38 protein-coding genes and 1 pseudogene are annotated in these 19605 nt (G+C 62.2%); 23 read left to right on the forward strand and 16 right to left on the reverse strand.

The window, feature by feature from the left end; genetic code table 11:
* Window positions 1–24 precede the first annotated feature (24 nt).
* Window positions 25–294 carry a hypothetical protein gene (locus ABW043_RS16870; RefSeq protein WP_353922355.1) on the reverse strand — a complete coding sequence of 90 codons (270 nt, stop codon included), beginning with the start codon at window positions 292–294 and terminating at the stop codon, window positions 25–27.
* Window positions 291–1277, reverse strand: a complete 987-nt coding sequence (locus ABW043_RS16875) for a recombinase RecT (protein ID WP_353922356.1) — start codon at window positions 1275–1277, stop codon at window positions 291–293. Before ABW043_RS16875 ends, ABW043_RS16870 begins: the two co-directional genes overlap by 4 nt.
* Window positions 1278–1282: 5 nt before the next feature.
* On the opposite strand from ABW043_RS16875, the gene ABW043_RS16880 reads away from it, so the two are divergent.
* Window positions 1283–1429: a hypothetical protein gene (locus ABW043_RS16880; protein ID WP_353922357.1), complete on the forward strand. Its 147-nt coding sequence runs from the start codon at window positions 1283–1285 to the stop codon at window positions 1427–1429.
* Window positions 1430–1488: 59 nt separating this feature from the next.
* Here ABW043_RS16880 and ABW043_RS16885 read toward each other — a convergent pair whose 3' ends face one another.
* Window positions 1489–2427, reverse strand: coding sequence for a YqaJ viral recombinase family protein (locus tag ABW043_RS16885; RefSeq protein ID WP_353922358.1), 939 nt, complete (start codon window positions 2425–2427; stop codon window positions 1489–1491).
* Window positions 2428–2599: 172 nt separating this feature from the next.
* On the opposite strand from ABW043_RS16885, the gene ABW043_RS16890 reads away from it, so the two are divergent.
* Complete coding sequence (locus ABW043_RS16890; protein WP_353922359.1) at window positions 2600–2938, forward strand: hypothetical protein; 339 nt, start codon at window positions 2600–2602, stop codon at window positions 2936–2938.
* Here ABW043_RS16890 and ABW043_RS16895 read toward each other — a convergent pair.
* The 12 genes from ABW043_RS16895 to ABW043_RS16950 form a co-directional block, all read right to left on the reverse strand.
* Window positions 2935–3180, reverse strand: coding sequence for a hypothetical protein (locus ABW043_RS16895; protein WP_353922360.1), 246 nt, complete (start codon window positions 3178–3180; stop codon window positions 2935–2937). The two genes, ABW043_RS16890 and ABW043_RS16895, sit on opposite strands and share 4 nt — an antisense overlap.
* Before the next feature lie 248 nt (window positions 3181–3428).
* Window positions 3429–3881 carry a hypothetical protein gene (locus ABW043_RS16900; protein WP_353922361.1) on the reverse strand — a complete coding sequence of 151 codons (453 nt, stop codon included), beginning with the start codon at window positions 3879–3881 and terminating at the stop codon, window positions 3429–3431.
* A gap of 1 nt (window position 3882) precedes the next feature.
* Window positions 3883–4212 (reverse strand): hypothetical protein, encoded by a 330-nt coding sequence (locus ABW043_RS16905; protein ID WP_353922362.1) that lies wholly within the window; start codon window positions 4210–4212, stop codon window positions 3883–3885.
* Window positions 4209–4448, reverse strand: a complete 240-nt coding sequence (locus ABW043_RS16910; protein WP_353922363.1) for a hypothetical protein — start codon at window positions 4446–4448, stop codon at window positions 4209–4211. The genes ABW043_RS16905 and ABW043_RS16910 overlap by 4 nt, the downstream gene beginning before the upstream one ends.
* Window positions 4445–4612 (reverse strand): helix-turn-helix domain-containing protein, encoded by a 168-nt coding sequence (locus ABW043_RS16915; RefSeq protein ID WP_353922364.1) that lies wholly within the window; start codon window positions 4610–4612, stop codon window positions 4445–4447. The genes ABW043_RS16910 and ABW043_RS16915 overlap by 4 nt, the downstream gene beginning before the upstream one ends.
* A 37-nt stretch (window positions 4613–4649) precedes the next feature.
* Window positions 4650–5066, reverse strand: coding sequence for a hypothetical protein (locus tag ABW043_RS16920; protein ID WP_353922365.1), 417 nt, complete (start codon window positions 5064–5066; stop codon window positions 4650–4652).
* Window positions 5063–5302, reverse strand: a complete 240-nt coding sequence (locus tag ABW043_RS16925; RefSeq protein WP_353922366.1) for a hypothetical protein — start codon at window positions 5300–5302, stop codon at window positions 5063–5065. The genes ABW043_RS16920 and ABW043_RS16925 overlap by 4 nt, the downstream gene beginning before the upstream one ends.
* A gap of 1 nt (window position 5303) precedes the next feature.
* Window positions 5304–5612, reverse strand: coding sequence for a hypothetical protein (locus ABW043_RS16930; protein ID WP_353922367.1), 309 nt, complete (start codon window positions 5610–5612; stop codon window positions 5304–5306).
* Complete coding sequence (locus tag ABW043_RS16935; RefSeq protein ID WP_353922368.1) at window positions 5609–5923, reverse strand: hypothetical protein; 315 nt, start codon at window positions 5921–5923, stop codon at window positions 5609–5611. The genes ABW043_RS16930 and ABW043_RS16935 overlap by 4 nt, the downstream gene beginning before the upstream one ends.
* Window positions 5920–6183: a hypothetical protein gene (locus ABW043_RS16940; RefSeq protein ID WP_353922369.1), complete on the reverse strand. Its 264-nt coding sequence runs from the start codon at window positions 6181–6183 to the stop codon at window positions 5920–5922. Before ABW043_RS16940 ends, ABW043_RS16935 begins: the two co-directional genes overlap by 4 nt.
* Window positions 6184–6185: 2 nt before the next feature.
* Window positions 6186–6392 (reverse strand): hypothetical protein, encoded by a 207-nt coding sequence (locus ABW043_RS16945; protein ID WP_353922370.1) that lies wholly within the window; start codon window positions 6390–6392, stop codon window positions 6186–6188.
* A 104-nt stretch (window positions 6393–6496) separates the two neighbouring features.
* On the reverse strand, window positions 6497–6916 hold the full coding sequence (locus tag ABW043_RS16950) for a hypothetical protein (protein WP_353922371.1): 420 nt from the start codon (window positions 6914–6916) through the stop codon (window positions 6497–6499).
* 85 nt (window positions 6917–7001) lie between these two features.
* Here ABW043_RS16950 and ABW043_RS16955 point away from each other — a divergent pair, with 85 nt between their 5' ends.
* Window positions 7002–7199, forward strand: a complete 198-nt coding sequence (locus ABW043_RS16955; RefSeq protein WP_353922372.1) for a hypothetical protein — start codon at window positions 7002–7004, stop codon at window positions 7197–7199.
* A 299-nt stretch (window positions 7200–7498) separates the two neighbouring features.
* Here ABW043_RS16955 and ABW043_RS16960 read toward each other — a convergent pair whose 3' ends face one another.
* The gene (locus ABW043_RS16960) at window positions 7499–7711 is read right to left on the reverse strand and encodes a hypothetical protein (RefSeq protein ID WP_353922373.1); all 213 of its coding nucleotides are present in this window, start codon (window positions 7709–7711) and stop codon (window positions 7499–7501) included.
* Window positions 7712–7818: 107 nt separating this feature from the next.
* Here ABW043_RS16960 and ABW043_RS16965 point away from each other — a divergent pair, with 107 nt between their 5' ends.
* The 20 genes and pseudogenes from ABW043_RS16965 to ABW043_RS17060 all read left to right on the forward strand — a co-directional run.
* Window positions 7819–8013: a hypothetical protein gene (locus tag ABW043_RS16965; protein ID WP_353922374.1), complete on the forward strand. Its 195-nt coding sequence runs from the start codon at window positions 7819–7821 to the stop codon at window positions 8011–8013.
* Window positions 8010–8198: a hypothetical protein gene (locus ABW043_RS16970; RefSeq protein ID WP_353922375.1), complete on the forward strand. Its 189-nt coding sequence runs from the start codon at window positions 8010–8012 to the stop codon at window positions 8196–8198. The genes ABW043_RS16965 and ABW043_RS16970 overlap by 4 nt, the downstream gene beginning before the upstream one ends.
* Window positions 8198–8659 (forward strand): hypothetical protein, encoded by a 462-nt coding sequence (locus tag ABW043_RS16975; RefSeq protein ID WP_353922376.1) that lies wholly within the window; start codon window positions 8198–8200, stop codon window positions 8657–8659. Before ABW043_RS16970 ends, ABW043_RS16975 begins: the two co-directional genes overlap by 1 nt.
* Window positions 8656–8910, forward strand: a complete 255-nt coding sequence (locus tag ABW043_RS16980; RefSeq protein WP_353922377.1) for a hypothetical protein — start codon at window positions 8656–8658, stop codon at window positions 8908–8910. Before ABW043_RS16975 ends, ABW043_RS16980 begins: the two co-directional genes overlap by 4 nt.
* A complete protein-coding gene (locus ABW043_RS16985) occupies window positions 8907–9167 on the forward strand; it encodes a hypothetical protein (protein ID WP_353922378.1) in 261 nt (86 codons plus the stop codon). The genes ABW043_RS16980 and ABW043_RS16985 overlap by 4 nt, the downstream gene beginning before the upstream one ends.
* Entirely contained in the window at window positions 9164–9316 is a 153-nt protein-coding gene (locus ABW043_RS16990; RefSeq protein WP_353922379.1) for a hypothetical protein, read from the forward strand. Before ABW043_RS16985 ends, ABW043_RS16990 begins: the two co-directional genes overlap by 4 nt.
* The gene (locus ABW043_RS16995; RefSeq protein ID WP_353922380.1) at window positions 9313–9531 is read left to right on the forward strand and encodes a helix-turn-helix domain-containing protein; all 219 of its coding nucleotides are present in this window, start codon (window positions 9313–9315) and stop codon (window positions 9529–9531) included. The genes ABW043_RS16990 and ABW043_RS16995 overlap by 4 nt, the downstream gene beginning before the upstream one ends.
* Window positions 9528–9719 carry a hypothetical protein gene (locus ABW043_RS17000; RefSeq protein ID WP_353922381.1) on the forward strand — a complete coding sequence of 64 codons (192 nt, stop codon included), beginning with the start codon at window positions 9528–9530 and terminating at the stop codon, window positions 9717–9719. The genes ABW043_RS16995 and ABW043_RS17000 overlap by 4 nt, the downstream gene beginning before the upstream one ends.
* Window positions 9720–9945: 226 nt before the next feature.
* The gene (locus ABW043_RS17005; RefSeq protein ID WP_353922382.1) at window positions 9946–10377 is read left to right on the forward strand and encodes a VRR-NUC domain-containing protein; all 432 of its coding nucleotides are present in this window, start codon (window positions 9946–9948) and stop codon (window positions 10375–10377) included.
* Window positions 10377–12527: an AAA family ATPase gene (locus tag ABW043_RS17010; protein WP_353922383.1), complete on the forward strand. Its 2151-nt coding sequence runs from the start codon at window positions 10377–10379 to the stop codon at window positions 12525–12527. The genes ABW043_RS17005 and ABW043_RS17010 overlap by 1 nt, the downstream gene beginning before the upstream one ends.
* 186 nt (window positions 12528–12713) lie before the next feature.
* The gene (locus ABW043_RS17015; protein WP_353922384.1) at window positions 12714–12863 is read left to right on the forward strand and encodes a hypothetical protein; all 150 of its coding nucleotides are present in this window, start codon (window positions 12714–12716) and stop codon (window positions 12861–12863) included.
* Window positions 12863–13336, forward strand: coding sequence for a single-stranded DNA-binding protein (ssb, locus tag ABW043_RS17020; RefSeq protein ID WP_353922385.1), 474 nt, complete (start codon window positions 12863–12865; stop codon window positions 13334–13336). Before ABW043_RS17015 ends, ssb begins: the two co-directional genes overlap by 1 nt.
* 11 nt (window positions 13337–13347) lie before the next feature.
* A complete protein-coding gene (locus tag ABW043_RS17025; protein WP_353922386.1) occupies window positions 13348–13902 on the forward strand; it encodes a hypothetical protein in 555 nt (184 codons plus the stop codon).
* Window positions 13903–14127: 225 nt separating this feature from the next.
* A complete protein-coding gene (locus tag ABW043_RS17030; RefSeq protein ID WP_353922387.1) occupies window positions 14128–14559 on the forward strand; it encodes a terminase small subunit-like protein in 432 nt (143 codons plus the stop codon).
* On the forward strand, window positions 14556–14822 hold the full coding sequence (locus ABW043_RS17035; protein ID WP_353922388.1) for a DUF7352 domain-containing protein: 267 nt from the start codon (window positions 14556–14558) through the stop codon (window positions 14820–14822). Before ABW043_RS17030 ends, ABW043_RS17035 begins: the two co-directional genes overlap by 4 nt.
* Window positions 14819–16153 (forward strand): phage terminase large subunit, encoded by a 1335-nt coding sequence (locus tag ABW043_RS17040; protein WP_502908663.1) that lies wholly within the window; start codon window positions 14819–14821, stop codon window positions 16151–16153. The genes ABW043_RS17035 and ABW043_RS17040 overlap by 4 nt, the downstream gene beginning before the upstream one ends.
* A 51-nt stretch (window positions 16154–16204) precedes the next feature.
* Entirely contained in the window at window positions 16205–17671 is a 1467-nt protein-coding gene (locus ABW043_RS17045; RefSeq protein ID WP_353922389.1) for an anti-CBASS protein Acb1 family protein, read from the forward strand.
* The gene (locus ABW043_RS17050) at window positions 17668–17961 is read left to right on the forward strand and encodes a hypothetical protein (protein ID WP_353922390.1); all 294 of its coding nucleotides are present in this window, start codon (window positions 17668–17670) and stop codon (window positions 17959–17961) included. The genes ABW043_RS17045 and ABW043_RS17050 overlap by 4 nt, the downstream gene beginning before the upstream one ends.
* 157 nt (window positions 17962–18118) lie before the next feature.
* Window positions 18119–19015 (forward strand): phage minor head protein, encoded by an 897-nt coding sequence (locus ABW043_RS17055; RefSeq protein ID WP_353922391.1) that lies wholly within the window; start codon window positions 18119–18121, stop codon window positions 19013–19015.
* Window positions 19016–19089: 74 nt separating this feature from the next.
* Window positions 19090–19605 (forward strand): annotated as a pseudogene (locus ABW043_RS17060) (hypothetical protein); the annotation flags it as partial.

The raw sequence follows: 19605 nt of genomic DNA on the forward strand, positions 1-19605 counted from the left end.
GGGTGAACCCGATGCGGGCGACGCTCACGGCCGCACCTGCGCAGTCGGCACGTCGTCGCCCACGAACGGCTTGCACCCCGGCCCGCAGTCCAGCGATTTACGCTGGCGCCCGAACGCCCCGGTCGAGGCGAAATAGATGCGGTGATCCTCGCCCTTCGGAACCACGGCCCACAGCTTCGTGCCGTCGGGCGCTTGGGCTGCGAGGGCCACCTTTCCGCTGGCCATCGCCCGTTCGAGCGGCGTCTGGTCGCAGGCGGAGAGGGCGAGCGGCGCAAGGAGAAGAAGGCGGTTCATGCGGGCTGTCCCTTCAGTTCGATCTTGCGGGCCGCAGCGGTCGCACGAATGGAGCGGGCTTCCGGGAGGGTGTCGATGAGCCCGCGGTTGTCTGACAGGATGAGGTCGACCGCCTCTTCGTCGGGGGCGGCGTTGATGGCGTTGGTTAGATCCGCCGCAGTGCCGTCGTGAGCGTCGCCCATGTCGCGATCGGCGCGGCCTTCCGTGGGGTCGTCGTCGGCAGCATCGTCACCTTGGATTTGATGCTCGAGCGCGTCGAGCCGGTTCGCAGGCACTGCCACCACGGTCGCCGGCTCGTGCGGACGGAGCTCATGATCGAGCGTGTCGTCGCGGTCCAACTGGTCCTCCAAGTCGCTCGACATGGGCAGGCGCTTGGACAGGCGGCGCATCACGGTCTTGCGCGCCATCTCGCCCCACCACTGGACCCATGGGCCGGCGCCCTTCGACCGGCTGACAGCGCGGACCTTCTCGATTTCCTCGAGGCTCATTACCTCGAGCAGCCGCGAGCCGTCTTTCAGGACCGCAGTGGCGTAGGCGCCGATCGCCTTGCCGCGCGATTGCTCGAGCGATGGCGGCGTATGCTCTACATCTTCTTCGAAGCCGAGCTTCCAGACGAAGTGATCCTTCTCATAGACCACCTGCGCCGACACGTAGGCGACTTCGCCCGACTGCCTGATCTTCTTCAGGATGCCCGCGATCATCGGCATAGCCTGCGCCTTGTCGCCGAACTTCACGATCGCGGCTTCGCGACCATCGGGCAGCAGGCCATCTTGGGCGAGGCGGACAATGGCGCCGAACAGGCTGCGGCGATCGACTTGCGCCAGATCAGGGTTGTTCTGGATCGCCGTCTGGGCAACGCGGGTGAACTTCTCCACCGAGACATGCGCGGGCAGCGCCGCCTTGAATTCGGGCGCCATTGCCTGAAGGTTCTGGCGGATGACGGTAAGCGGGTTTTCCCGACGCTCTGCGAGTTGAGTGGCCATTATGCGTGCTCCTGCTGACGACGCTCAATCCTGCGAGCGAGGCGATGAAGTTTTCTGGCGAGATGGCGGGCTTGGGCTGGCGTCATGATGCGGACGCTGCTTTCGCCATTGAGTGTGACGACATCGTCGTGCTCGGCGATGACGACTTCTGAGATGAAGTTGCCGCGCTGGAGGCAGTACATGCCGTGCCGCTCCCTGATCCCATCATCGGTCACACCGCCACCTCGCGAACATCAAAGCGGCGCCAACCCTTGCGGGCGCCGACATGGGTTCCGACCATTTCCGGGGTGACGAGGGTGCCGCTCGAGCCCTTCGTCATGTTGCAGCCGACGCGGTATCCCTCGAGCATCGCAGCGCCGGCCGTTCCGATAATCTCGAGCAACTCAGCCTTGGCGGCATCTGCCTCCATATCGGCGGCCTTCGCTCGAGCCTTCGCGTCAAGAAAGTCAGCGGCAAGCAGGCCGGCACGGTTGTTGCGGCGTAGATCGACCAGTGTGTCGTCTGGTTCGCCAATGACCGATGCGATCGCATCGCCATCCCGAGCGTAATCGGGCTTCGGCGGCTTGCCGTCCTCGATCGACTGCCAGAAGTTGGAGACCCGCGCCTCGATGTCGGCGTACAGGACCGGGCGGAAATCGTACTGGAACCGCTCAAGGTCGCTCTTGCCGCCAAGCACCATGACGATGACATCAGCCCAATCCGTCCCCGCCAGGCCTGCATAAACCTGCGGCTGGATCAGATAATGTAGCGGGGGCTCGTCTCCCCACTTTTTGCGCTGGATCCAATCCACCGTCTTGACCTCGAGCACGCCGCGCCCGCGGATGGGGCACTGAACGATCTGGTCTGGATGCCCGCCAAGGCCCTTCCCGTTGTCGAGCCGCTTCGGAGTATCGAGCGGCACATAGCCCCAGCGCTCGCAGGCCTCTTCGATAACAAGCCGCTCGAGCTTTACGCCCCAATGGATGCGACTGTTGACGGGCGCGCCATCGTCGCCCCGAGCGTTGAACTCGGGCACGGAAATATTGCCAACCTTGCGGTGCCAGAGCTCGAAGTGTGTGAGCCAAGGGCTGCACCCGAACAGCGCCGCCACCTCTGACGCGCCCACGACGGATGCGCGGAAGGCCTCGTCTGAAAGGTTCTCGTGTTTCACCCCTCACCCCCAGACGGATGCGCACCGGGCAGCGCAGAGCCGTCGCTAGAGTTGACGCCCGGATGCCCTGCGCCGGGAGGGGCGTGGCGCTGGGAGGGGGTGGCGATGATCATGCGATCCTCGCGACACTGAGATGGTTAGCGCCGCGCCGCGTGAAATTAAGTGCCCACCCATGCCGATCGGCATGGCGCTTGAGTGCGCCCACGACGGTTTCGCGATCACCCCCGGCATACGCGCAGCGCATTCCGAGCGGGAGCGCGCCAAGTTGGCGGACAATCCGATCAATCGCGAACCTGACATGGGCCCTGCCTGCAAGAGCGTTGGCAAGGACCATCAAATACCCGCCAGAATGAGCGATATGCCGCTGGCAGATATGGCACAAGCCAATCCCGCCACCTGCAAGTCTCGGTATTTCGGGGGCAGTTATCATATTCAGAACCCTAGAATATCTCTTGTCGTAACGGATCAGAGAACCATCACAGACTCGGCCACAAAGGTCGCAATTGCCTAAGCAGACCCCAGCGCGAGGGTGCCAAGGCTGACCGGCGCGCCGTTTTCCGCGAGGTTCGCCATGGTCCGATGGAACTCCAGCTCGACCTTCGCAGTGCTGATGATCTGCTTGCTGAGGTTCGCCACGGCCATGGCCCGCTGAGGGTCGGCTTGGTCACTCCGCATGCGGTCGATTTCGTCGAACAGAATGTCACGCAATCCATGCGTCGTGCGCGGATGCGATTTGACTTTAGCTGCAGCCACTTGAGTTCTCCTTGTTGAAACTATTAGAATACTTTGTCACCACACCCTCCAACCGCTAGTAGTGACGCACGCCCACACGGTGGCGATGATGAGCGGCACGAGGATGATCGCAGCCAGTGTCATGCAGGCGAGACGGAAGCGGATCACAGCGATCGGGAGCGGCCAGACGGTCATGTCGGCATGCGCATCCGGCACGTCCACGGGGTAGCGCGGCGGGGTCGGGTTGGGAGGGAAGGGGAGCGGGGGCATTATTGGGCCTCCCCATAATCAGGCTCGGGTGGGTTCTCTGCGATGTAGAGTTCGACGCGATCAGCCTCTGCGGCGGTCAGGTTGACCTCGCAGCGCACGCCGTCGGCATCGACGAACCAAGGAGTACCGAGTTCGCATTCGGCCGGATCGCCCGGCTGCCAATAGCTATCCGGGGTCGCCCACCGGTAGTTGTACGGCACGACGATATCGATCGATGACGGCGCGTCCTCCGGTCCGCTTTCAAGGGTCCAGTCCAGATCGTGGGAATAGTGCGCCCAATCGGTCTGAACGAACGGCAAGAGCGTCGCAAAACGAGGAGCTAGATCGCGAGGCAATTCGCGAGGAATGAAGCCCTCGATAGTGATCGGCTGGCGACGATCGGCCCGGAAGGCGTAGCCGTTGCTCGGCCAAGCCCACGGCCATTCGTCACAGGGGTTGCAGAGCGCGCCCACCTCACCGGCCCTCCTGTGCGAGGGCGCGGTGCTCTGCGGCTAGGCTTTCGGCCCGCATTTCGGCGCGGTATTCTTCGCCTGCAATTTGATCATCGTGCCAATCTTCCATGCACTCGTCGGCGAGCAGTTCATGATCGATGGCATAATCTGGGATCGTCACCGTCCGATCGACCGGGGATACGCCGCAAATCTCGACGTGCGCGGGCTCGGGCGGATCAATCCTGTCGCCCGCATAACCAGCATAGGTGTCGTACTCGACGACGACATCGCACTCGACTTCGCTGCCAGTGCTGTCGTGCCACATCAATGTGGTCTTCAGGGTGCGGCTCATGACTTCAACTCCTGCTTCTGAGCCCAAGCGCGCGCATGTTGCTCGTCGAGCGACATCGGCGGTTCGGACATCGCATCTTCGGCTTGTCGTTCGGCGGCAGCGTCCTGCTCGTCGGCCGTCATGGGGCGCCAGCCTTCGCCGTGGCAGACTTCACATTCACGCTCGCCCGACCCCTTTCCGGGAGACCGAATGAAGCCATGCCCATCACAATCTGGGCATTCGATTTCGTCGATCATTTCTCGTCTCCAAGAAAATCGAGCGGGCTGATCTTCATTGCCCGACAAATGCGAAGGAAGGGTGCGAGACCGATCGGGCGTCCATGCCACGCGCTGTCCACGGTGGACTGGCTGAAACCGAACTGCCTCTTGAGGTCGATCGGCCGGGACCAGTTGGTCGCCATGATGCAGTCCGAGAAGGATGCCCAATCTATGGTTGGCTCAGTCATCGGACCGCGCCTCCCGACCAATTGCAGAATCGACGGACAGCACATCGCCGATGCGCTCCTGCCACTGGTCGCAAAGGTCGTCGTAATCGATGACCTCCGGGCTGCATTCGTGCAGATTGCGCCCCCAATTCGGGGCCGGCGGGGACAGATCAGCGAGCACCGCATCGCGGATATTCTCGATGTCGTCCCACAGCTTGCCTACCGCTTTGCCGATATCGTCGGCAGCACCCTTGACCGAGTAGGCGTAGACACCGGCACCATAGGATGCGCCGAGAACATCGGCATGGATCTGATCGATCGCGAGATACGCCTTGATCAGAGGGCGAGCGACTTCCACCCAGCGATGGGCTTCCATGTGCGCTGCGTTCAAGTCGAACGGCGCGCGCTCCACTGGGCTGTGGGCGGTCATGCGGCACCGCCAATGAACTTATTAATATCCCAAATCCAAAAGCGCCAAAGCATGGCCTCGTAGGATGGAAGGCTGGCATACGGGGAGAGCGTATTGGTCGCCGGATCATAAGCAGACTGGCGAATGAGTTTCATCCGCTGCTTGAAAACCCACGAGTTGCGGGCAAGCATGAACAGAGTGAAAGCAGTGGCAGATCCGAAGATCGCAACAAAGCCGAGCGCGGTATATTCAGCCATCTCAAGCATCCTCCTTCCGGGGTGCATCTTCGTGGTGGTGGATCAGGCCGCAGGGCTCGCGGGTGAAGCCGATGGGTGCGGCGAATTCACGAACCGCGCTGCCCAATTCCCACGGGCAGAATTGGTCGAGCCGGAGCACGCGAGATGCGCCGCGCCAGACATATGAGCCCGTGACATCCTCGCAGTCGGCACAATACATGTGTTCGACCGGGCGATAGGCATCGCAGCCGATACAGCAGAATACGGCGGGGGCCGCCGGGTCGTTCGGATCGAAGCCGTCGCCACGGTCCCAGGATGCCAGCGCGCTCACTTGGCTGCCCCGTGTTTGGCGAGGACTTCGCGGATGTGCTGAACGACAGGATCACCATCGGCGAACCTATTCTCGCCGTCATACCGGCCATGCGGACAAGCGGCATCGTACATTTCGACGATTTGCACTTCGGCTTCTGACAGCGCGTTCACCAGCTCCTGCGTGGCGGAGGTGCGGTGGGCGGCGAAGGACTGAACACCGACAGTGTGATCATACGCGCCGTTGCGACAAGCGTCCGCCCACGACCCGTCCAGATCGTCCAGCTTGATCCAAGCCTCCCGATCGCTCTGGATCACCACCACCCCGCTCATCGGTCGGCTCCGGTGGCGCTACGGGCCACGAGCATCGCGTCGGCGGCGGCGTAGACCTCCACGGCCAGCTCAGCGTATTGGGCGTCCTTCTCGTGGCGGTCCAAGTCGCCGAAGCCCGTGGCGTTGCTGAAGCAAGCAGCGAACGCCCGCCCCGCGAACCAGTCGCGCAGGTCCATGCCATCACTGACATGACCCAGCCCGTTCTCGGCGATCACCGGAAACGCTGGTGGGTTCGCCACCCCCTTCGTGCTGCCGGCCATGGTTAGGCGGCCCCATAGAGGCGCGGAGTGGTCGAGTGGTTCAGCGCATCAAGCGCGATACCGAAGACAACCCACTGGTCCTCGATGATATGCCGGATAATCGCCGCATGGGGTTCGATGGCGCGAACGGCTGCAGCCGATCTGCCACTGACATATCGCACGCCAGCCGGGCCGCATTTGTAACCGTCGTCTTTGCTGGGCTGACCCATCGTCTTCTCCTCCACACGCTGTGGTGTGGGGAGACAATGCCGTGTCTTTTACGACACGTCAAGCGCTATCGGGTGAAAAAATACACGATTTCTCGCGATGGCAATCAGCCGGTGCGTTTGGCCTTTTCCTGTTTTTGCGTCCCGCTCGTCCGCTTCGACTTCTGGTCAAGATCCAGACGGGGCAGGCCGCGATCAGGCATCGCCGCAGCTATCAGCCCAGCCAATCCCTCTACCAGGCCATCCTTGACCGCCTCAGAAATTTGGGAGGATGTGATCGGCACGGTTGCCGCTTCTTGCGCTTGGCCATCTTCGATGCCGAAGATCAGCCATTCCTCACGAATGCCTACCTTAAACGCGAAATTCGCGAGGGTATCGAGCGTTATCGAGGCGTCCGGATTGTCGAGGAAATTTCGGATCGTTGTTTGGCCGATGCGAGGCTCCTTAGTGAGCCAAACGCCCGTGAGGCTGAGTTCCTTCTCCCGTAGGCACTGCCTAATCCGGTTTCTGATTGCATCGTGATCCACGTAGGGTGAGTGACACGATTCGGGGCGTGGCTGCGAATGTCTAATACCGCTTGACGGTCCATGTCTTTTTAGACATGTTCCTGTCATGGATGACATCCCCGAATTCGTTGCGCGTGCCAAGGCATATTGCGAACGAGCCAAGATCAGCCCCTCGACCTTGTCGCGTAAGCTACTTGGTAACGGCAACCGGCTCTCCGAGCTGGAGTCCGGAAAGAGCTATCCGCGCGTCGACACGTGGCAAAAGGCGAAGGCGCGCCTGGAGCAGATGGAGCGCGCCGCCTGATGCTACCGCCGGAACGCCACGATTTCGCACGATCGGCGCGGGCGCTTTCGCCACGTGCGGATGCAGGCGACGAGACTGGCCCATGCCGTCTGTCGCGTGAAGCGCAGCTCGTAGGCGGTGGGCCCGTTCCAGAAGCGGCAACCGGCCGTCTGAGCATCGATCCAAAACCATTCGGCCGGGCTGTCCATCTGAAGGACAACCTCCGGAACAACGTCCTCTCTGGCGCCCATCGCCGCCTCCCCCTTTCCGGATTTATATCCGGTTTGGATAAGACAGGCCCGAAAGGGGACAGAGTCAACTCAGATTCGTTGCGGGTCCGCGCCGGTATGCGCGATGAACTCCTCGACGGCCTTCCGCGCCTTGACCGATGTCGCGAGGAATTGTTCCGGCGTGTAGCGGAACTCGGCTGTTTTTCTCCCGCTGTGGACGGTGACGGAAAACTGATTCTGTTCCGGCAGGTAGCGAACGTCCGCCGACGCCTCCGCGCACATAATTCCAAGGTGTTCCGACAATCCGACAATCCTAACAGGTGTGACGGTTGCGGTTGTGTCGCAAAAATTCCCGCGTCAACGAATATCGCAGTTAATTTGGCCGGCTCCGTGTTCGTACGGAGTGCCGCATGACCTTCGCCGCCCCTCCCCCGGTCGGCGGCAAGGCGCGGGGGCAGGCGCGTTGCGTTGGCCTGCCCCTGAATGCCGAAGATCAAGCGCTGCTGGCTGAGTTGGCGCGCGTCAAAGTCATTTTCCAGATGCGCGCGATTGCGGCTCACATGGGCCTCCCGATGCCGACTGAAATTGGGGAGCAGGCCGCATGAGCCCGCACCACATCGTCGACCTCCAGATCGTCGCCTGCCTCGTCGGAGGCGCTCTGGTCCTGTGGGCCATCAACGCCCTCGGCAACGCCGTCGATCGGTATCTCGACCACCACGCGCGCCAAAACGCGGCGGATCGCGGTGGCGAGGGGGAGGGCGGTTTCGTTCAACATGGAGATGTCAAATAATGACGCACCGCAACAAGGTACGCCCGCCCGTGCGGCGGTTGACGGAAGAGGACGCCCGTAAAGGCCTGTCGTTCGGGCTATTGCGGCTCACCTCCGATCACGGCCCGTCGCGGGTCGGCCTGGAGGCAGGCTGTGACGAAAAGACCATCCGCAACGCGCGTGATCAAAAGTCGACCTTGCGGATCGACCTAGCGCTCAACCTTCTGGCGCTCGACCCGACTGCGCTCGACGAACTGCTGGGCAGCATCGGGTTCAAGCTGGTCCCTGTATCCGCTGCGGCTGCGAACGATCTGCACACGGCTGCCGGCCTGCTCGACGGAGCGTCGGAACTGATCCGCGCACAGGAAGATGGCATTCGCGATCCTTCCGAAACGATGCGAGTTGCCGAGAAACTTCGGCCCCATCTGCCGGCCGCCATCGCGATCGTGCGCGAAGCTGACGAGCTGCGAGGTGCGGCATGACCCCCGTCGAGCCCTTCATCGTCCTAGCAGCGATGCTCGCCACCTTCATCGGTGGAGCATTCGCCGCCAGCGCGTATCGCCAGTACGGGATTGCCCGCAGGCTGCGCGCCACCATCCGCGCCAAGAATGCTGAGGCCATCGCCCACCAAGCGCGGCGTCATGCATCTGCGGCACACGCCCGCGCGGTGCAGCTTGATCGCGAGCGCGCCAAGCGGGATGCAACCACGCGGCGGCTGGAGATGGGGCTGTGAGCTACGGCCCTCCATGCCCGTTCCGGGCCGTTGGCTTCTCCGGCAGCGCCGGCAATTACCCGCTAAGCACTGCGGGCAAGGCCATCATCGCCGAGCATAATGGCGTTTCGATAGATGCGCTGCCGTTCGGCTCGCGCTTCTCTTCCGGTGCTCACATGCATCGGTGGATCGAGGCGCTTGGCGAGCGCTACATGGCGACGGGTGAGTATCCGCGACGTGATGGTCGTTGGCTGTCAATGCGGGAGTTGGAGCTGTGAAGCGCCCGACCGTCGCCGACCTCCTCACCGAGATATCGCGCCACCGTGCCCTGACGGCCGCGGAAACCGATTGGCTCGCGAGCCTGCTCTATACCGAGCAATATCGCGATCAGCGCCGTCCGCGTCACGAGCGGAGGCGCGCAGCATGACGACCGCCCGCGTCCGTCAATATGCTCGCGAGGAAGCCGCTCGGTTTGGGTGCTCGGCCAGCGAAATTCTGTCGCCGCTGCGCCGTTGGGATGTCGTTGCCGCACGTCGCGCCGTGATGCGCCGGCTGCGCGACGATGGCTTTTCGACGCCGCAGATCGGGAAATGGCTCGATCGCGATCATACCACCGTGCTTTCTGGGCTGAGGGCCGCATGAAGCGCCAGTTCGGAGCCCACCGCCAGACCAAGAGCCAGAACGAGGTGGCGTTCAGGATGTGGCTGGTCGGCTGCACCGATGAGGCGTTGGCCCGTGCCGAACCGGAAAGCATCGCTCGAAGCTATGGGCTTCGCGCGCCTTACGTCGCGCAAGAAATCACCGCGCAGAAGGTGGTGCGGACGGCATGACTGCTTTTCTTATCATCTTCCAGTTGGGCGCCGCCGCGTTTGTCGGTTATCGCATAACGAACGGCAGAATGGACACAATTCTAGGCGCCGCAATTCTAGCATTCTTAGGATTTAGAATCGCGATCGGTAGAGGCGTGCCACTATTCACTTTGAATACTGGCGATGCGTGCGACATCGGGACATTGATATTTCTTGTTATTTGTTATTGCCGTGAGGGTGTGACCGCATGACCGCCTTCGCCTACCTCCCCGACGACGAGCCGCTGCGCGAGGTTCTGGACGCCGATATTTATGTCGAGCCGAAGGACAAGGACTCGGCCGACGAGGATGCGCGCCAGATCGCGCTCATAAACCGCGTCAAGCACGTGCCGGGGCTGGCCTATCACGCCGTCCCCAACGGCGGGCGCCAGTCCGATTGGGCGCGCATCCGGGCGGAGAAGATGGGTGTCGTCGCCGGCCAGCCCGACCTTGGCTTCGATTGGGTCGGCGGATCGGCCGTGATCGAGATGAAAAACGGCACCGAGAAGCCGCGGCCGGACCAGGTTTCGCGGCTGAATAAGCTCCACCGCATGGGGAAGCGCGTTGCGGTGTGTCGGACTGCGGCGGGGGCGCTCGCGTGGCTGGCTAGCGTTGGTGCGCCGGTGGGGAGGGGGCTGTGATGGCGTCCCAGCGTCTCGACGACCTCACCGAGCAATTCCGCCAGTTCATCATGGCGGCATGCCAGACGGACCCCGGCACGATCGTGGCGGACGGGCGCTGGCATCGCTTCCGGATATCCGACACGCGCCACAAGGGCAGTAAGCCCGGCCGCTATCTCATGCACGCCGATGGCAAGGCCAATGGCATCTTCATGGACTGGCGCGACGGCACGCGGCACAAATGGTTCGCGGGCGGGAAATACGAAAGCGTTGATCGCCTCGAAATCGAGCGTCGTCGGCAGGCTCGCAGGTTCGACCAACTCCGAGGGTTTCAGATCGCAGCGGAGGAAGCTGCCGACTTCTGGTCGTCATGCTCAGCCCTCACCGATGGCCTGCATCCCTACCTCGCGAAAAAGGACATCGTCGGGCTCGGCACGCGCCAAGGATCCGGCAAGCGCTTCGGGCTCGGCGATGTGCCGTGCGTCATCGTTCCGCTCTCCGACGCCGAGAACCGGCCCATGTCGCTTCAGGCGATCCGTGAGGATGGCGAGCGGCGTTTCTGGCCCGGAAGCACCCATGAGGGCGCGCATTTCCTGGTAGGCAAGGACGATGGCAAGTCGCCCGTAGTCTTCTGCGAGGGCTTCTCCACCGCGGCGACGATCCGCGCAGCCACGGGCTATCTCGTGGTGATGTGCGTGAACACCGGCAACATGGCCGCAGTCGCGCGCTGGGCCACGCACCGGTGGTATGGTCGAGAGATGATCGTCGCGGGTGACGATGACTGGCACTTGCTCGATCATCCCAAGCTCAAGCGCAATGTCGGCAAGGAAGCCGCCATCAACATGGCGCGCACCTTGGGCGGCCGGGCCGTCTTTCCCGACATGGCCGGGCTCGTCACCGATGGCGGCGACGACTTCAACGACATGGCGCGGGAATACGGGTTGGAGGAAGTCGCGGCTGTTTTTCAGCAGCCGGCGGAGCCGTCCACCATAGACGATGACAGCGCCCCACCAGACGCGCTCGGATTTTGCATCACCGACTGGTCCACAGACCGATTCTATGGCGATGCCCCACCCATTCAGTGGCTTTGCGAGGGAACCATCCCGCAGGGCGTGCCGGCCCTGTTCGCGGCCATGGGAGGTGTTGGCAAGAGCTTCATCGCCCTGGACCTCGCGCTGGAAATAGCGGCGGCCGTGGCTTTCGGGCAAGAGCGCCGCGTTTTAGGCGGCAAGGTTCTCGCCAGCGGGAGCGTGCTTGTCCTGAACGCGGAGGACAGCAAAGACAGCGTGCACCGCCGGCTTGCCGCGATCGACACCGGGGGGCGCCGTGAAGGGGCCAATGGCAAGGTTTTCATCGTCCCCCTGCCAGAAGTCGGCGGGCCCATGCCGCTTGTCGCTGGCGGCCCAGGGGCCTTCCTCAAGACCGATAAATTCGAGGCGCTGCTAGGGCAACTGGAGCGCATCCCGGACCTTCGGTTGATCATCATTGATCCCCTCCAGGCATTCGTCACGGCAGACATCACCAAGGATCCTGCGGCTGGTCAGTTCATGTGGTCAGCGTTCGCGGAGATATGCGCCCGGACCGGCGCTACTGTTTTGGCATGCCACCACATGCGCAAGGATGGTGCTGCCAAGATCGTGACAGCCGACGATGCCCGTGAGACCATTCGGGGCTCTACGGCTCTCGTAGACGGCGCGCGCGCTACCTATGCGCTTTGGGCAGCATGCGACGAGGATACGCAGCGCATCTGCGCGGAGGCCGGCGTAGAGCCACAGCGCAAGCGTGTAGTGCATGGCGCGGTGGTTAAGGCGAATGACCAGCACGACCTCGAAATCCACACCTATGTGCGCGCCGACAATGGTCTCCTCATGGATGCGACAGATGCTGGGAGGAAGGCCGCAAGCCAGCCAGGCGCGCTGACCAACGCGCAGGCACTGGACGCGCTGCGTGAAATCGACCGACGCTGGATAGCGAAAGAACCGTTTAGCTCAGCCCCGAATAGTGGAGGTGGCAGGTTCCTGGGGGGATGGCTTCAACGCCAATTCCACATCCCGAAAACCGTCGCGAACAGCCAAATGGACAAGTGGTTCGACGCTCAAATTCTGGGGATCGAGGAGTTCGACAAGCGCAATTCCCTGCGCGGAATCAGGGTCCAAAACTGGCCGGACTGACCCTGCGGAAGTGCGCGGAAGTAAGTTGCTAAGTGTTTGAAATCATTGATGCGGAAGTGTTTGCGGAAGTGCGGAAGTGACTTGGTAAGTTATTGAAATTCCACGCGGAAGTAAATGCGGAAGTGTCCCTATGTATTACATACATATCCGCTTCCGCTTGGGGCGGAGCGGATTGGGAGAATAGGAATGTTGAAGATTGAGATGGAAGCACTGGACGATGGGTGGTTGGTTACCTGCTGGTCGGATGGCCGCCAGACGATCCGCTGCTTCGCTGAAACGAAGGAGAAGGCTTCGGCCATCGCATGGTCGTTTCTCATCGATGAGGGGATGGCATAATGGCCGGCTCCGTCAACAAGGTCATCCTCATCGGCAACCTGGGCGCCGACCCGGAAACCAAGTCCTTCCAGAACGGCGGCAAGGTCGTGAACCTGCGCATCGCCACGTCCGAAAGCTGGAAGGACAAATCCTCCGGCGAGCGCAAGGAGAAGACCGAGTGGCACCAGGTCGCCATCTTCAACGAAGGGCTGGCGACCATCGCAGAGAAATATCTGCGCAAGGGCTCGAAGGTCTATCTCGAAGGCCAGCTCGAAACCCGCAAGTGGCAGGACCAGTCCGGCGCGGATCGGTATTCGACCGAGGTCGTTCTGCGGCCGTTCAATTCCACGCTGACTTTGCTCGATGGCGCCCGTGACGGGGATTCCCGCAACGGTGGGTATGAGCCGCGGCAACAGGCGACCAGCCATGTCAATGACCGTCGTGAGGAACCCGCGCACGCCGGCGTCGACCTCGACGACGACGTTCCATTTTGAGGGAGGCACGCATGACAGCCCTAGCCACGATCGAACCACCCGCACAGATCGGGCCAAGCTTCGAGGCTTGGCTGGAGGAGGGGAGGGACATTGCCGCACAGCGGCGCAACCTGACGTGGGCGATGGGCGACCACCTCGCGACGGGCAAGAGGCTGTTCCCGCAGCAATGGGAGCTGCTGCTGCAGAACGTGCCTGAGGATCGCAAGGAGCTTCAGGACGCGGCCATGGTGGCGGAGACCTTCCCCGCTGCTCTCCGCGCTCCTGCCCTGTCGTTTCAGGTCCACAAGTACCTCGCGCAACTCGATCCGGAGCAGCGCCTGCCCATGCTGAAACGGGCCGTGGACGAGCGCTGGGGGAAGAAGCAAGCCTCGCGGGTCCTTACCGAGCACAAGCAGGAAACTGCACAGTTCGACGATGACGACGCGGAGGCAAGGCTGGCAACGGAGATGTTCCGCGCTTGGAACCGTGCTCCCCAGGAGGCGCGCAGGTATGCCGCCCCCCTGCTTCAGCGCGCGATCCGCAACGGCTTCGCGGCCATCAACGAGGATGAAGCTTGGGATGAGTAATCAGCCGCTCCGCCCCTATTCGACCAAGCGGGTCAGGCCCATACCGCCGGAGTTCGAGGAGAACTTCGTTGATGGCGGATGGCCGCGCGTGAACCACATGTACGGCAAGCGGCCGGCGCTGCGGTACTTCCATGCGGTCGGGGCAGAGCGGTTGGCGTTCCTGAGGCAGATCGCGTTTCGGAAGAAGTGTCGGGCGGTTGCGGCTCCGGAACATGTGGGGGCGGTATGAGCGAGTATAGCGATGAAATAGCGGACAAGATTTGCTCTGCCCTTGCGGATGCACGCAGCTTGCGATCGATCTGCTGCGACCCGGATATGCCGTCGCAATCGACGGTGTTTCGGTGGCTGGCAGATGAGCGATACGCGAGTTTTCGGGAGCGTTACGCCCGCGCGCGCGAGGCCCAGGCCGACGCCATTTTCGACGAGATGTTGGACATCGCGGACGATGGCTCAAACGACTGGATGGAGCGCCGCCGTGAGGATGGATCTACTGAGGAGGTTCTGAACCACGAGCATATCCAGCGCTCCAAACTGCGGATCGATGCACGCAAGTGGATGGCGGGCAAACTTCGCCCCAAGGTTTACGGCGACAAGATCGAGCACGAGCATACGGGGGCTATTGCTCTAACCGTCAGCAGCGAGGATGCGGGGCTGTGACGGTTGTTTACAAATATCCGCTGCGGTCTCCCGTAGTCTCCGTGGAGATGCCGGATGGCGGTGCCATTCGTCTTGTGGCGCGCGATCCTGCCAGCGTTAATCCCGCCATTTGGGTTGAGCATGATCTGCGTCAACCTGCTGTGCGGCGAACATTCCTTGTCTTTGGCACGGGAATGGAAGTGGAAGCTGAATCGACGCACGTAGGAAGCCTGATTGCCGGAGATTACGTCTGGCATGTGTATGAGCGCCACCGGACTGCGTGACCGCCCTCCTCACCCCGAAACAGCAGCAGGCCAACCGCCTCCTTGCCAGCCCGGTCCGCAACGTCATGCTGCGAGGGGGATCGCGCTCGGGTAAGACGTTCCTTCTGATCCGCGCGATCATCCAGCGGGCTATCAACGCACCCGGTAGCCGGCATGCGATATTCCGGTTCCGCTTCAATCACGCCAAGACGAGCATATGGGCGGATACGCTGCCCAAGGTGCTCAAGCTGTGCTTCCCCACGCTGCGGGTGCGGTTCGACAAGACAGATTTCTACGTTGAGCTGCCCAACGCCTCGCAAATCTGGATCGGCGGCCTGGACGACAAGGAGAGGGTCGAGAAGATCCTCGGCGCCGAATATGCCACCCTGTACTTCAACGAGAGCAGCCAGATACCTTGGGGCTCGATCGAGATGGCGATGTCCCGACTGGCGCAGAAGGTCGCGCTTGATCCCGCTATCGCTGCTGCCACAGGCCGCGCGCATCTCGCGCTCAAGGCCTATTTCGACTGCAACCCGCCGTCCAAGCTGCACTGGTCCTACCAGCTATTCCGGGGCGGGGTGAAGCCCGGCACCAAGGAGGCGCTGCCGAACCCGCAGGACTATGCGGAGATGCTGATCAACCCGGACGACAACCGGGACAACCTGCCGGCCGAATATTTCGACGTACTCGCCAGCATGTCCGAGGCGAAGCGCCAGAGGTTCGAGCGGGGCGAGTGGGCGAGCGAGGTCAATGGCGCGCTGTGGGCGCTGGAAGACCGATTGGCCGGCGACGGGAAGATCATGCCCGGCATCGATTCCCAACGCGTCACCGAGGCGCCGGAGATGCGCCGTATCGTGGTCGCGGTCGATCCCTCTGGAACCAAGGGCGATGGCAAGGGCGACGATATCGGTATCGTCACCGCCGGCCTTGGCGTGGACGGCCGCGCCTACATTCTCGAGGATGCGACGTGCCAGATGTCGCCCGAAGGATGGGGTCGTCGGGCTGTCGAGCGCTATCATCACTGGCAGGCCGATCGGATCATCGGCGAGCGTAATTACGGCGGCGATATGGTGCGCTTCACGGTGTCCACGGCGGACAAGAAGGCGGCTTTCAAGGAGGTCGTCGCCAGCCGTGGCAAGGCGGTGCGTGCAGAGCCTATCAGTGCCCTCTATGAGCAGGGCAAGGTCAGCCATGTGGGCGTATTCCCCGACCTTGAGGACCAGTTGTGCAATTTCACCGCGTCGGGCTACGTGGGCGAACATTCACCCGATCGCGCTGATGCCTTGGTGTGGGCACTGACGGAGCTGATGTTGGGCGGCTCGACCTACAACCCCTCCGTCTGGCTCGCCTGAAGCCGCTTGACGGCGGTAGCTAAGCCCGCCGCGCCGCCATAGCCCGTCGCAATGGCTGGCCTCCTGTCGCGCATTGCTGACGCATTCAGCCGCCCCATGCCCCCGGCCGCTCCCGTCGCACGCCGAATGGGGGACTCGGTCTACAACCCGTTGACGGGTCTGGGCACAAGCGTCGATCCGTCCACGTTCAACCGCCATTACCATCGTCCGCTCACCGCCGCCGAAATAGACCAGTCCTATCGCGGGTCGTGGATCATGCGGAAGCTGATCGACAAGCCGGCGAAGGAGCAGGTCCGCACCCGGCGCGCATGGCAGAGCGATAAGGCGACGATTGCTAAGCTTGAGGCCGAGGAAAAGCGGCTGAAGGTGTGGGAGAAGGTCAAGCAGGCCGAAATCCACCGCGGTCTCGGCGGCGGCGCGATCTTCCTGTGGATCGATGGGGATTCGCCAGACCAGCCGCTCGATCCGTCTCGCATCCGATTGGGAGCGATCCGCAATCTCATCGTCCGTCACCACAGCCGTATCGTGCTGGGTGAGATGATCTTCGACATGGCGGACGACTGGTATGGATCGCCGTCCTACTTCCAGCTCAACGACTACAAGCTCCTGCGCGGCACCACCGAAACCGAACTGCGATTCCACCCCAGCCGGGTCATCGTGTTCAAGGCCGAGGAGGTACCCGACCTCTACACCGCCACCACGGAACAGAAGTTCTGGGGCGCGAGCAAGGTCGAGGTGGCGCTGGCTGCGGTGATCAACTGCGACACGGCACAGAGCAGCTTCGCCGGCATGATCAAGGACGCGGTCAACGTGATCATCGGCATTCCGGGGCTGACGGAGCGCTTCCAGACCACGTCTGATATCCAGGCGTTCCAGACGGCGCGCATGACCGCGGTCAACGCGGCCCGCTCGATCTGGCGCGCGATCGTCAAGGACAACGGCAAGGGCGGCCCGAACGCGGAGGGCGCGGAAACGATCGAGTACCGCCAGATGAATTGGGCGGGCATCCCCGAGACGTTGATGGTGTTCATCTATCCAGTGGCAGCGGCCGGCAACATGCCCGCGACCGTGCTGCTGGGCAAATCCCCCGATGGCATGAATGCGACCGGCGACGGCGACATGACCGTTTGGCGGGACGAAATCGACAATCGCCGGGAAGTGGATCTTCGCCCGTGCCTGGAGCAGCTCGACCTTGCACTGATCCCGTCAGCGCTGGGCAAGGAAGATGCCGTCGTTTGGTGGAGGTTCCCGCCGCTCAAGACGCCGTCCGCGAAGGAGCAGGCTGAGACTGGCAAGCTCAAGGCAGAGACGGTCCAGATCTACATCAACACGAACCTCGTGCCCGATGTCGCCATGGCGGAGGGCGTGCAGAACATGCTTGAGGAAGACGGGACGATTCCGGGCCTTGCCGATGCGCTGGCGAAGTTGCCTCCGGAGGAGCGGTTTATGCTGCTGGAGGAGCCCGCCGATCCGAACGCGGACCCGAATGCGGCGCCGGATGGAGGAGTGGTGGAATGACCACGCTTACTGGCGAGGGAAAGCCTGATGCCGACCTTGGCGTACTCAAGCCAATCGATACCGCGCCGAAAACGGGTTTGATTTTTGGCGCTTGGGTCTCGATCACTGGCAAACTCATGCTGGAGGAGCCGATCCATTGGTTTCAGGGGACTTCAGACGGCTTTGATCCGGACGATTGCCCGGTCAACATCTGTGATTGGGCAGGCTGGGCTGGCGACAGCGGGCATATTGTCTTTCCGTCGCATTGGCGGGAGGCTGACGATTGGGAGAAGGGGGTGGTGGAGGAATGATCTGCCTCGCAATCATCCTTGCCGCTTGCATCATCGCAGATGGCCATAGCTGCCGTTGCCAAGGTGGATACATGCCTCGTGGTGGATCGCGGACCCCGTTGCCTCCGCCTCCCTATGGTGGTTCGGCGGTGAATAAGCCCAGCCGCCCGACGCGGTAATGCGCTTCGACCTCCCCACCCTAATCCGCCGCCAGACGAATATCCGCCGCAAGCAGATCGTCCTGCGCGAAATCGTCCCCACCGCGACGAACGCGGGCAACCTGTACCGCGCCGCCTACAAGCCCATTATCGAAGCATGGGAGCGCGCGATCGAGCGCATCGGGGCGGAGTATGCGCGATCGGTGCCGGTGCGGGATTCGGTGGTCGTGCTGCATCGTCAGTCGGCAGGGCAGGTCATCGAGCCGCTGTTGCCGGCGACCATCAACGACTCCCTCTTCGACCTCGAAAGCCTGCTCGCCAGCCTAGGCGATGAGCTCTCGCGGCTGGTCCTGTCGATCACGCCATCGCTGCGGGAGTGGGCGGTTCAGACGGAGCGCTGGCATAGATCGCGTTGGCGCGGCAATGTGCTCACCGCGACGGGCGTGGATATTAGCACCATGCTCCTTGCCGGCGAGCAGCCGCAGAGCGTAGCCGAGGCCATCGCCTGGAACGTCTCCCTCATCAAGGACGTGAGCGAGCAGACGCGTTCGCGGGTCAGCAGCGCTGTATTCGCGGCTTTCCGGGCACGCCTGCAGGTACGTGACCTTGCCAAGGAACTGAGTGAAATCGTCGGTGCCTCGCGTATACGGGCACGTGGTATCGCGGCTGACCAGCTAAGCAAGTTGTCCGGGGCGCTCGATACAGAGCGGATGAATGAAGCCGGGCTGGATCGGTGGAAATATCGCCATGGGGGGAAGCTTCATGCGAGACCTTGGCATCGTGCCCGAGATGGTAAAATCTATAGTCTCAAGACGAACAAACAAATTGGTGGCGATGACGACATTAAGGCAGGAGATGCCCCGAGCGAGCCTCCTTGGTGCTCATGTCGCAAACAGGGAATTATAGACCTGTCTTAAGCTATGTGATAATCAGTTCGGGCCGGAACGATGCGTCAACATCGCCCGGCCCTAACGCTAAGATGGAGTGCCCCATGCATAGCGCTGAAAGCGTGTTATCGGCATTTTCGATGCCGTCAAAGGTCAAGACCATAATCGCCGGAACAAAGTTCGGTGAGTTGACGGTACTGAGCGCCGCCATGCCGTTCACCCGTCTAAATGGCCGTAGAGCGGCGGCATCACTATGCCGTTGTGTGTGTGGCTCTGAGCGCGCGTACCGCAACAATGGTTTGCGTAACGGATATTGGAAGAGCTGTGGCTGCAAGAGCCGTGAAACAGCGGCGCTGGCACGCGTAACACACGGCGAAGCTAGAGGAAAAGCAGCCTCAGTTGAGCTAAGAACCTATTACAACATGGTGCGCAGGTGCTCAACACCATCGGCGCCTGATTGGCCGGGTTACGGAGGTCGGGGAATTCGCGTTTGTGCCCGATGGCTGAAAGATTTTGCGTTCTTTTTGCAGGATATGGGGAGACGACCATCTCGTGCGCATAGCTTGGAGCGTATTGATGTAAACGGGGATTACGATCCTGCGAATTGTTGCTGGGCTCTT

Source organism: Devosia sp., from assembly GCF_040509215.1.
GTDB lineage: Bacteria > Pseudomonadota > Alphaproteobacteria > Rhizobiales > Devosiaceae > Devosia.

Excerpts from the sequence above, each read along its gene's own strand:
- ABW043_RS16945 (WP_353922370.1), bottom strand. The coding sequence starts at position 6,392 with ATGGGTCAGCCCAGCAAAGACGACGGTTACAAATGCGGCCCGGCTGGC.
- ABW043_RS17005 (WP_353922382.1), top strand. The coding sequence starts at position 9,946 with ATGACCGCCTTCGCCTACCTCCCCGACGACGAGCCGCTGCGCGAGGTT.
- ABW043_RS16965 (WP_353922374.1), top strand. The coding sequence starts at position 7,819 with ATGACCTTCGCCGCCCCTCCCCCGGTCGGCGGCAAGGCGCGGGGGCAG.
- ABW043_RS16980 (WP_353922377.1), top strand. The coding sequence starts at position 8,656 with ATGACCCCCGTCGAGCCCTTCATCGTCCTAGCAGCGATGCTCGCCACC.
- ABW043_RS16875 (WP_353922356.1), bottom strand. The coding sequence starts at position 1,277 with ATGGCCACTCAACTCGCAGAGCGTCGGGAAAACCCGCTTACCGTCATC.
- ABW043_RS17025 (WP_353922386.1), top strand. The coding sequence starts at position 13,348 with ATGACAGCCCTAGCCACGATCGAACCACCCGCACAGATCGGGCCAAGC.
- ABW043_RS17030 (WP_353922387.1), top strand. The coding sequence starts at position 14,128 with ATGAGCGAGTATAGCGATGAAATAGCGGACAAGATTTGCTCTGCCCTT.
- ABW043_RS16890 (WP_353922359.1), top strand. The coding sequence starts at position 2,600 with ATGCCGATCGGCATGGCGCTTGAGTGCGCCCACGACGGTTTCGCGATC.
- ABW043_RS16870 (WP_353922355.1), bottom strand. The coding sequence starts at position 294 with ATGAACCGCCTTCTTCTCCTTGCGCCGCTCGCCCTCTCCGCCTGCGAC.
- ABW043_RS16920 (WP_353922365.1), bottom strand. The coding sequence starts at position 5,066 with ATGACCGCCCACAGCCCAGTGGAGCGCGCGCCGTTCGACTTGAACGCA.
- ABW043_RS17000 (WP_353922381.1), top strand. The coding sequence starts at position 9,528 with ATGAAGCGCCAGTTCGGAGCCCACCGCCAGACCAAGAGCCAGAACGAG.
- ABW043_RS16905 (WP_353922362.1), bottom strand. The coding sequence starts at position 4,212 with ATGAGCCGCACCCTGAAGACCACATTGATGTGGCACGACAGCACTGGC.
- ABW043_RS17050 (WP_353922390.1), top strand. The coding sequence starts at position 17,668 with ATGACCACGCTTACTGGCGAGGGAAAGCCTGATGCCGACCTTGGCGTA.
- ABW043_RS16955 (WP_353922372.1), top strand. The coding sequence starts at position 7,002 with ATGGATGACATCCCCGAATTCGTTGCGCGTGCCAAGGCATATTGCGAA.
- ssb (WP_353922385.1), top strand. The coding sequence starts at position 12,863 with ATGGCCGGCTCCGTCAACAAGGTCATCCTCATCGGCAACCTGGGCGCC.
- ABW043_RS17055 (WP_353922391.1), top strand. The coding sequence starts at position 18,119 with ATGCGCTTCGACCTCCCCACCCTAATCCGCCGCCAGACGAATATCCGC.
- ABW043_RS16935 (WP_353922368.1), bottom strand. The coding sequence starts at position 5,923 with ATGAGCGGGGTGGTGGTGATCCAGAGCGATCGGGAGGCTTGGATCAAG.
- ABW043_RS16925 (WP_353922366.1), bottom strand. The coding sequence starts at position 5,302 with ATGGCTGAATATACCGCGCTCGGCTTTGTTGCGATCTTCGGATCTGCC.
- ABW043_RS16915 (WP_353922364.1), bottom strand. The coding sequence starts at position 4,612 with ATGGCGACCAACTGGTCCCGGCCGATCGACCTCAAGAGGCAGTTCGGT.
- ABW043_RS16910 (WP_353922363.1), bottom strand. The coding sequence starts at position 4,448 with ATGATCGACGAAATCGAATGCCCAGATTGTGATGGGCATGGCTTCATT.
- ABW043_RS16970 (WP_353922375.1), top strand. The coding sequence starts at position 8,010 with ATGAGCCCGCACCACATCGTCGACCTCCAGATCGTCGCCTGCCTCGTC.
- ABW043_RS17045 (WP_353922389.1), top strand. The coding sequence starts at position 16,205 with ATGGCTGGCCTCCTGTCGCGCATTGCTGACGCATTCAGCCGCCCCATG.
- ABW043_RS16975 (WP_353922376.1), top strand. The coding sequence starts at position 8,198 with ATGACGCACCGCAACAAGGTACGCCCGCCCGTGCGGCGGTTGACGGAA.
- ABW043_RS17010 (WP_353922383.1), top strand. The coding sequence starts at position 10,377 with ATGGCGTCCCAGCGTCTCGACGACCTCACCGAGCAATTCCGCCAGTTC.
- ABW043_RS16940 (WP_353922369.1), bottom strand. The coding sequence starts at position 6,183 with ATGGCCGGCAGCACGAAGGGGGTGGCGAACCCACCAGCGTTTCCGGTG.
- ABW043_RS16995 (WP_353922380.1), top strand. The coding sequence starts at position 9,313 with ATGACGACCGCCCGCGTCCGTCAATATGCTCGCGAGGAAGCCGCTCGG.
- ABW043_RS17015 (WP_353922384.1), top strand. The coding sequence starts at position 12,714 with ATGTTGAAGATTGAGATGGAAGCACTGGACGATGGGTGGTTGGTTACC.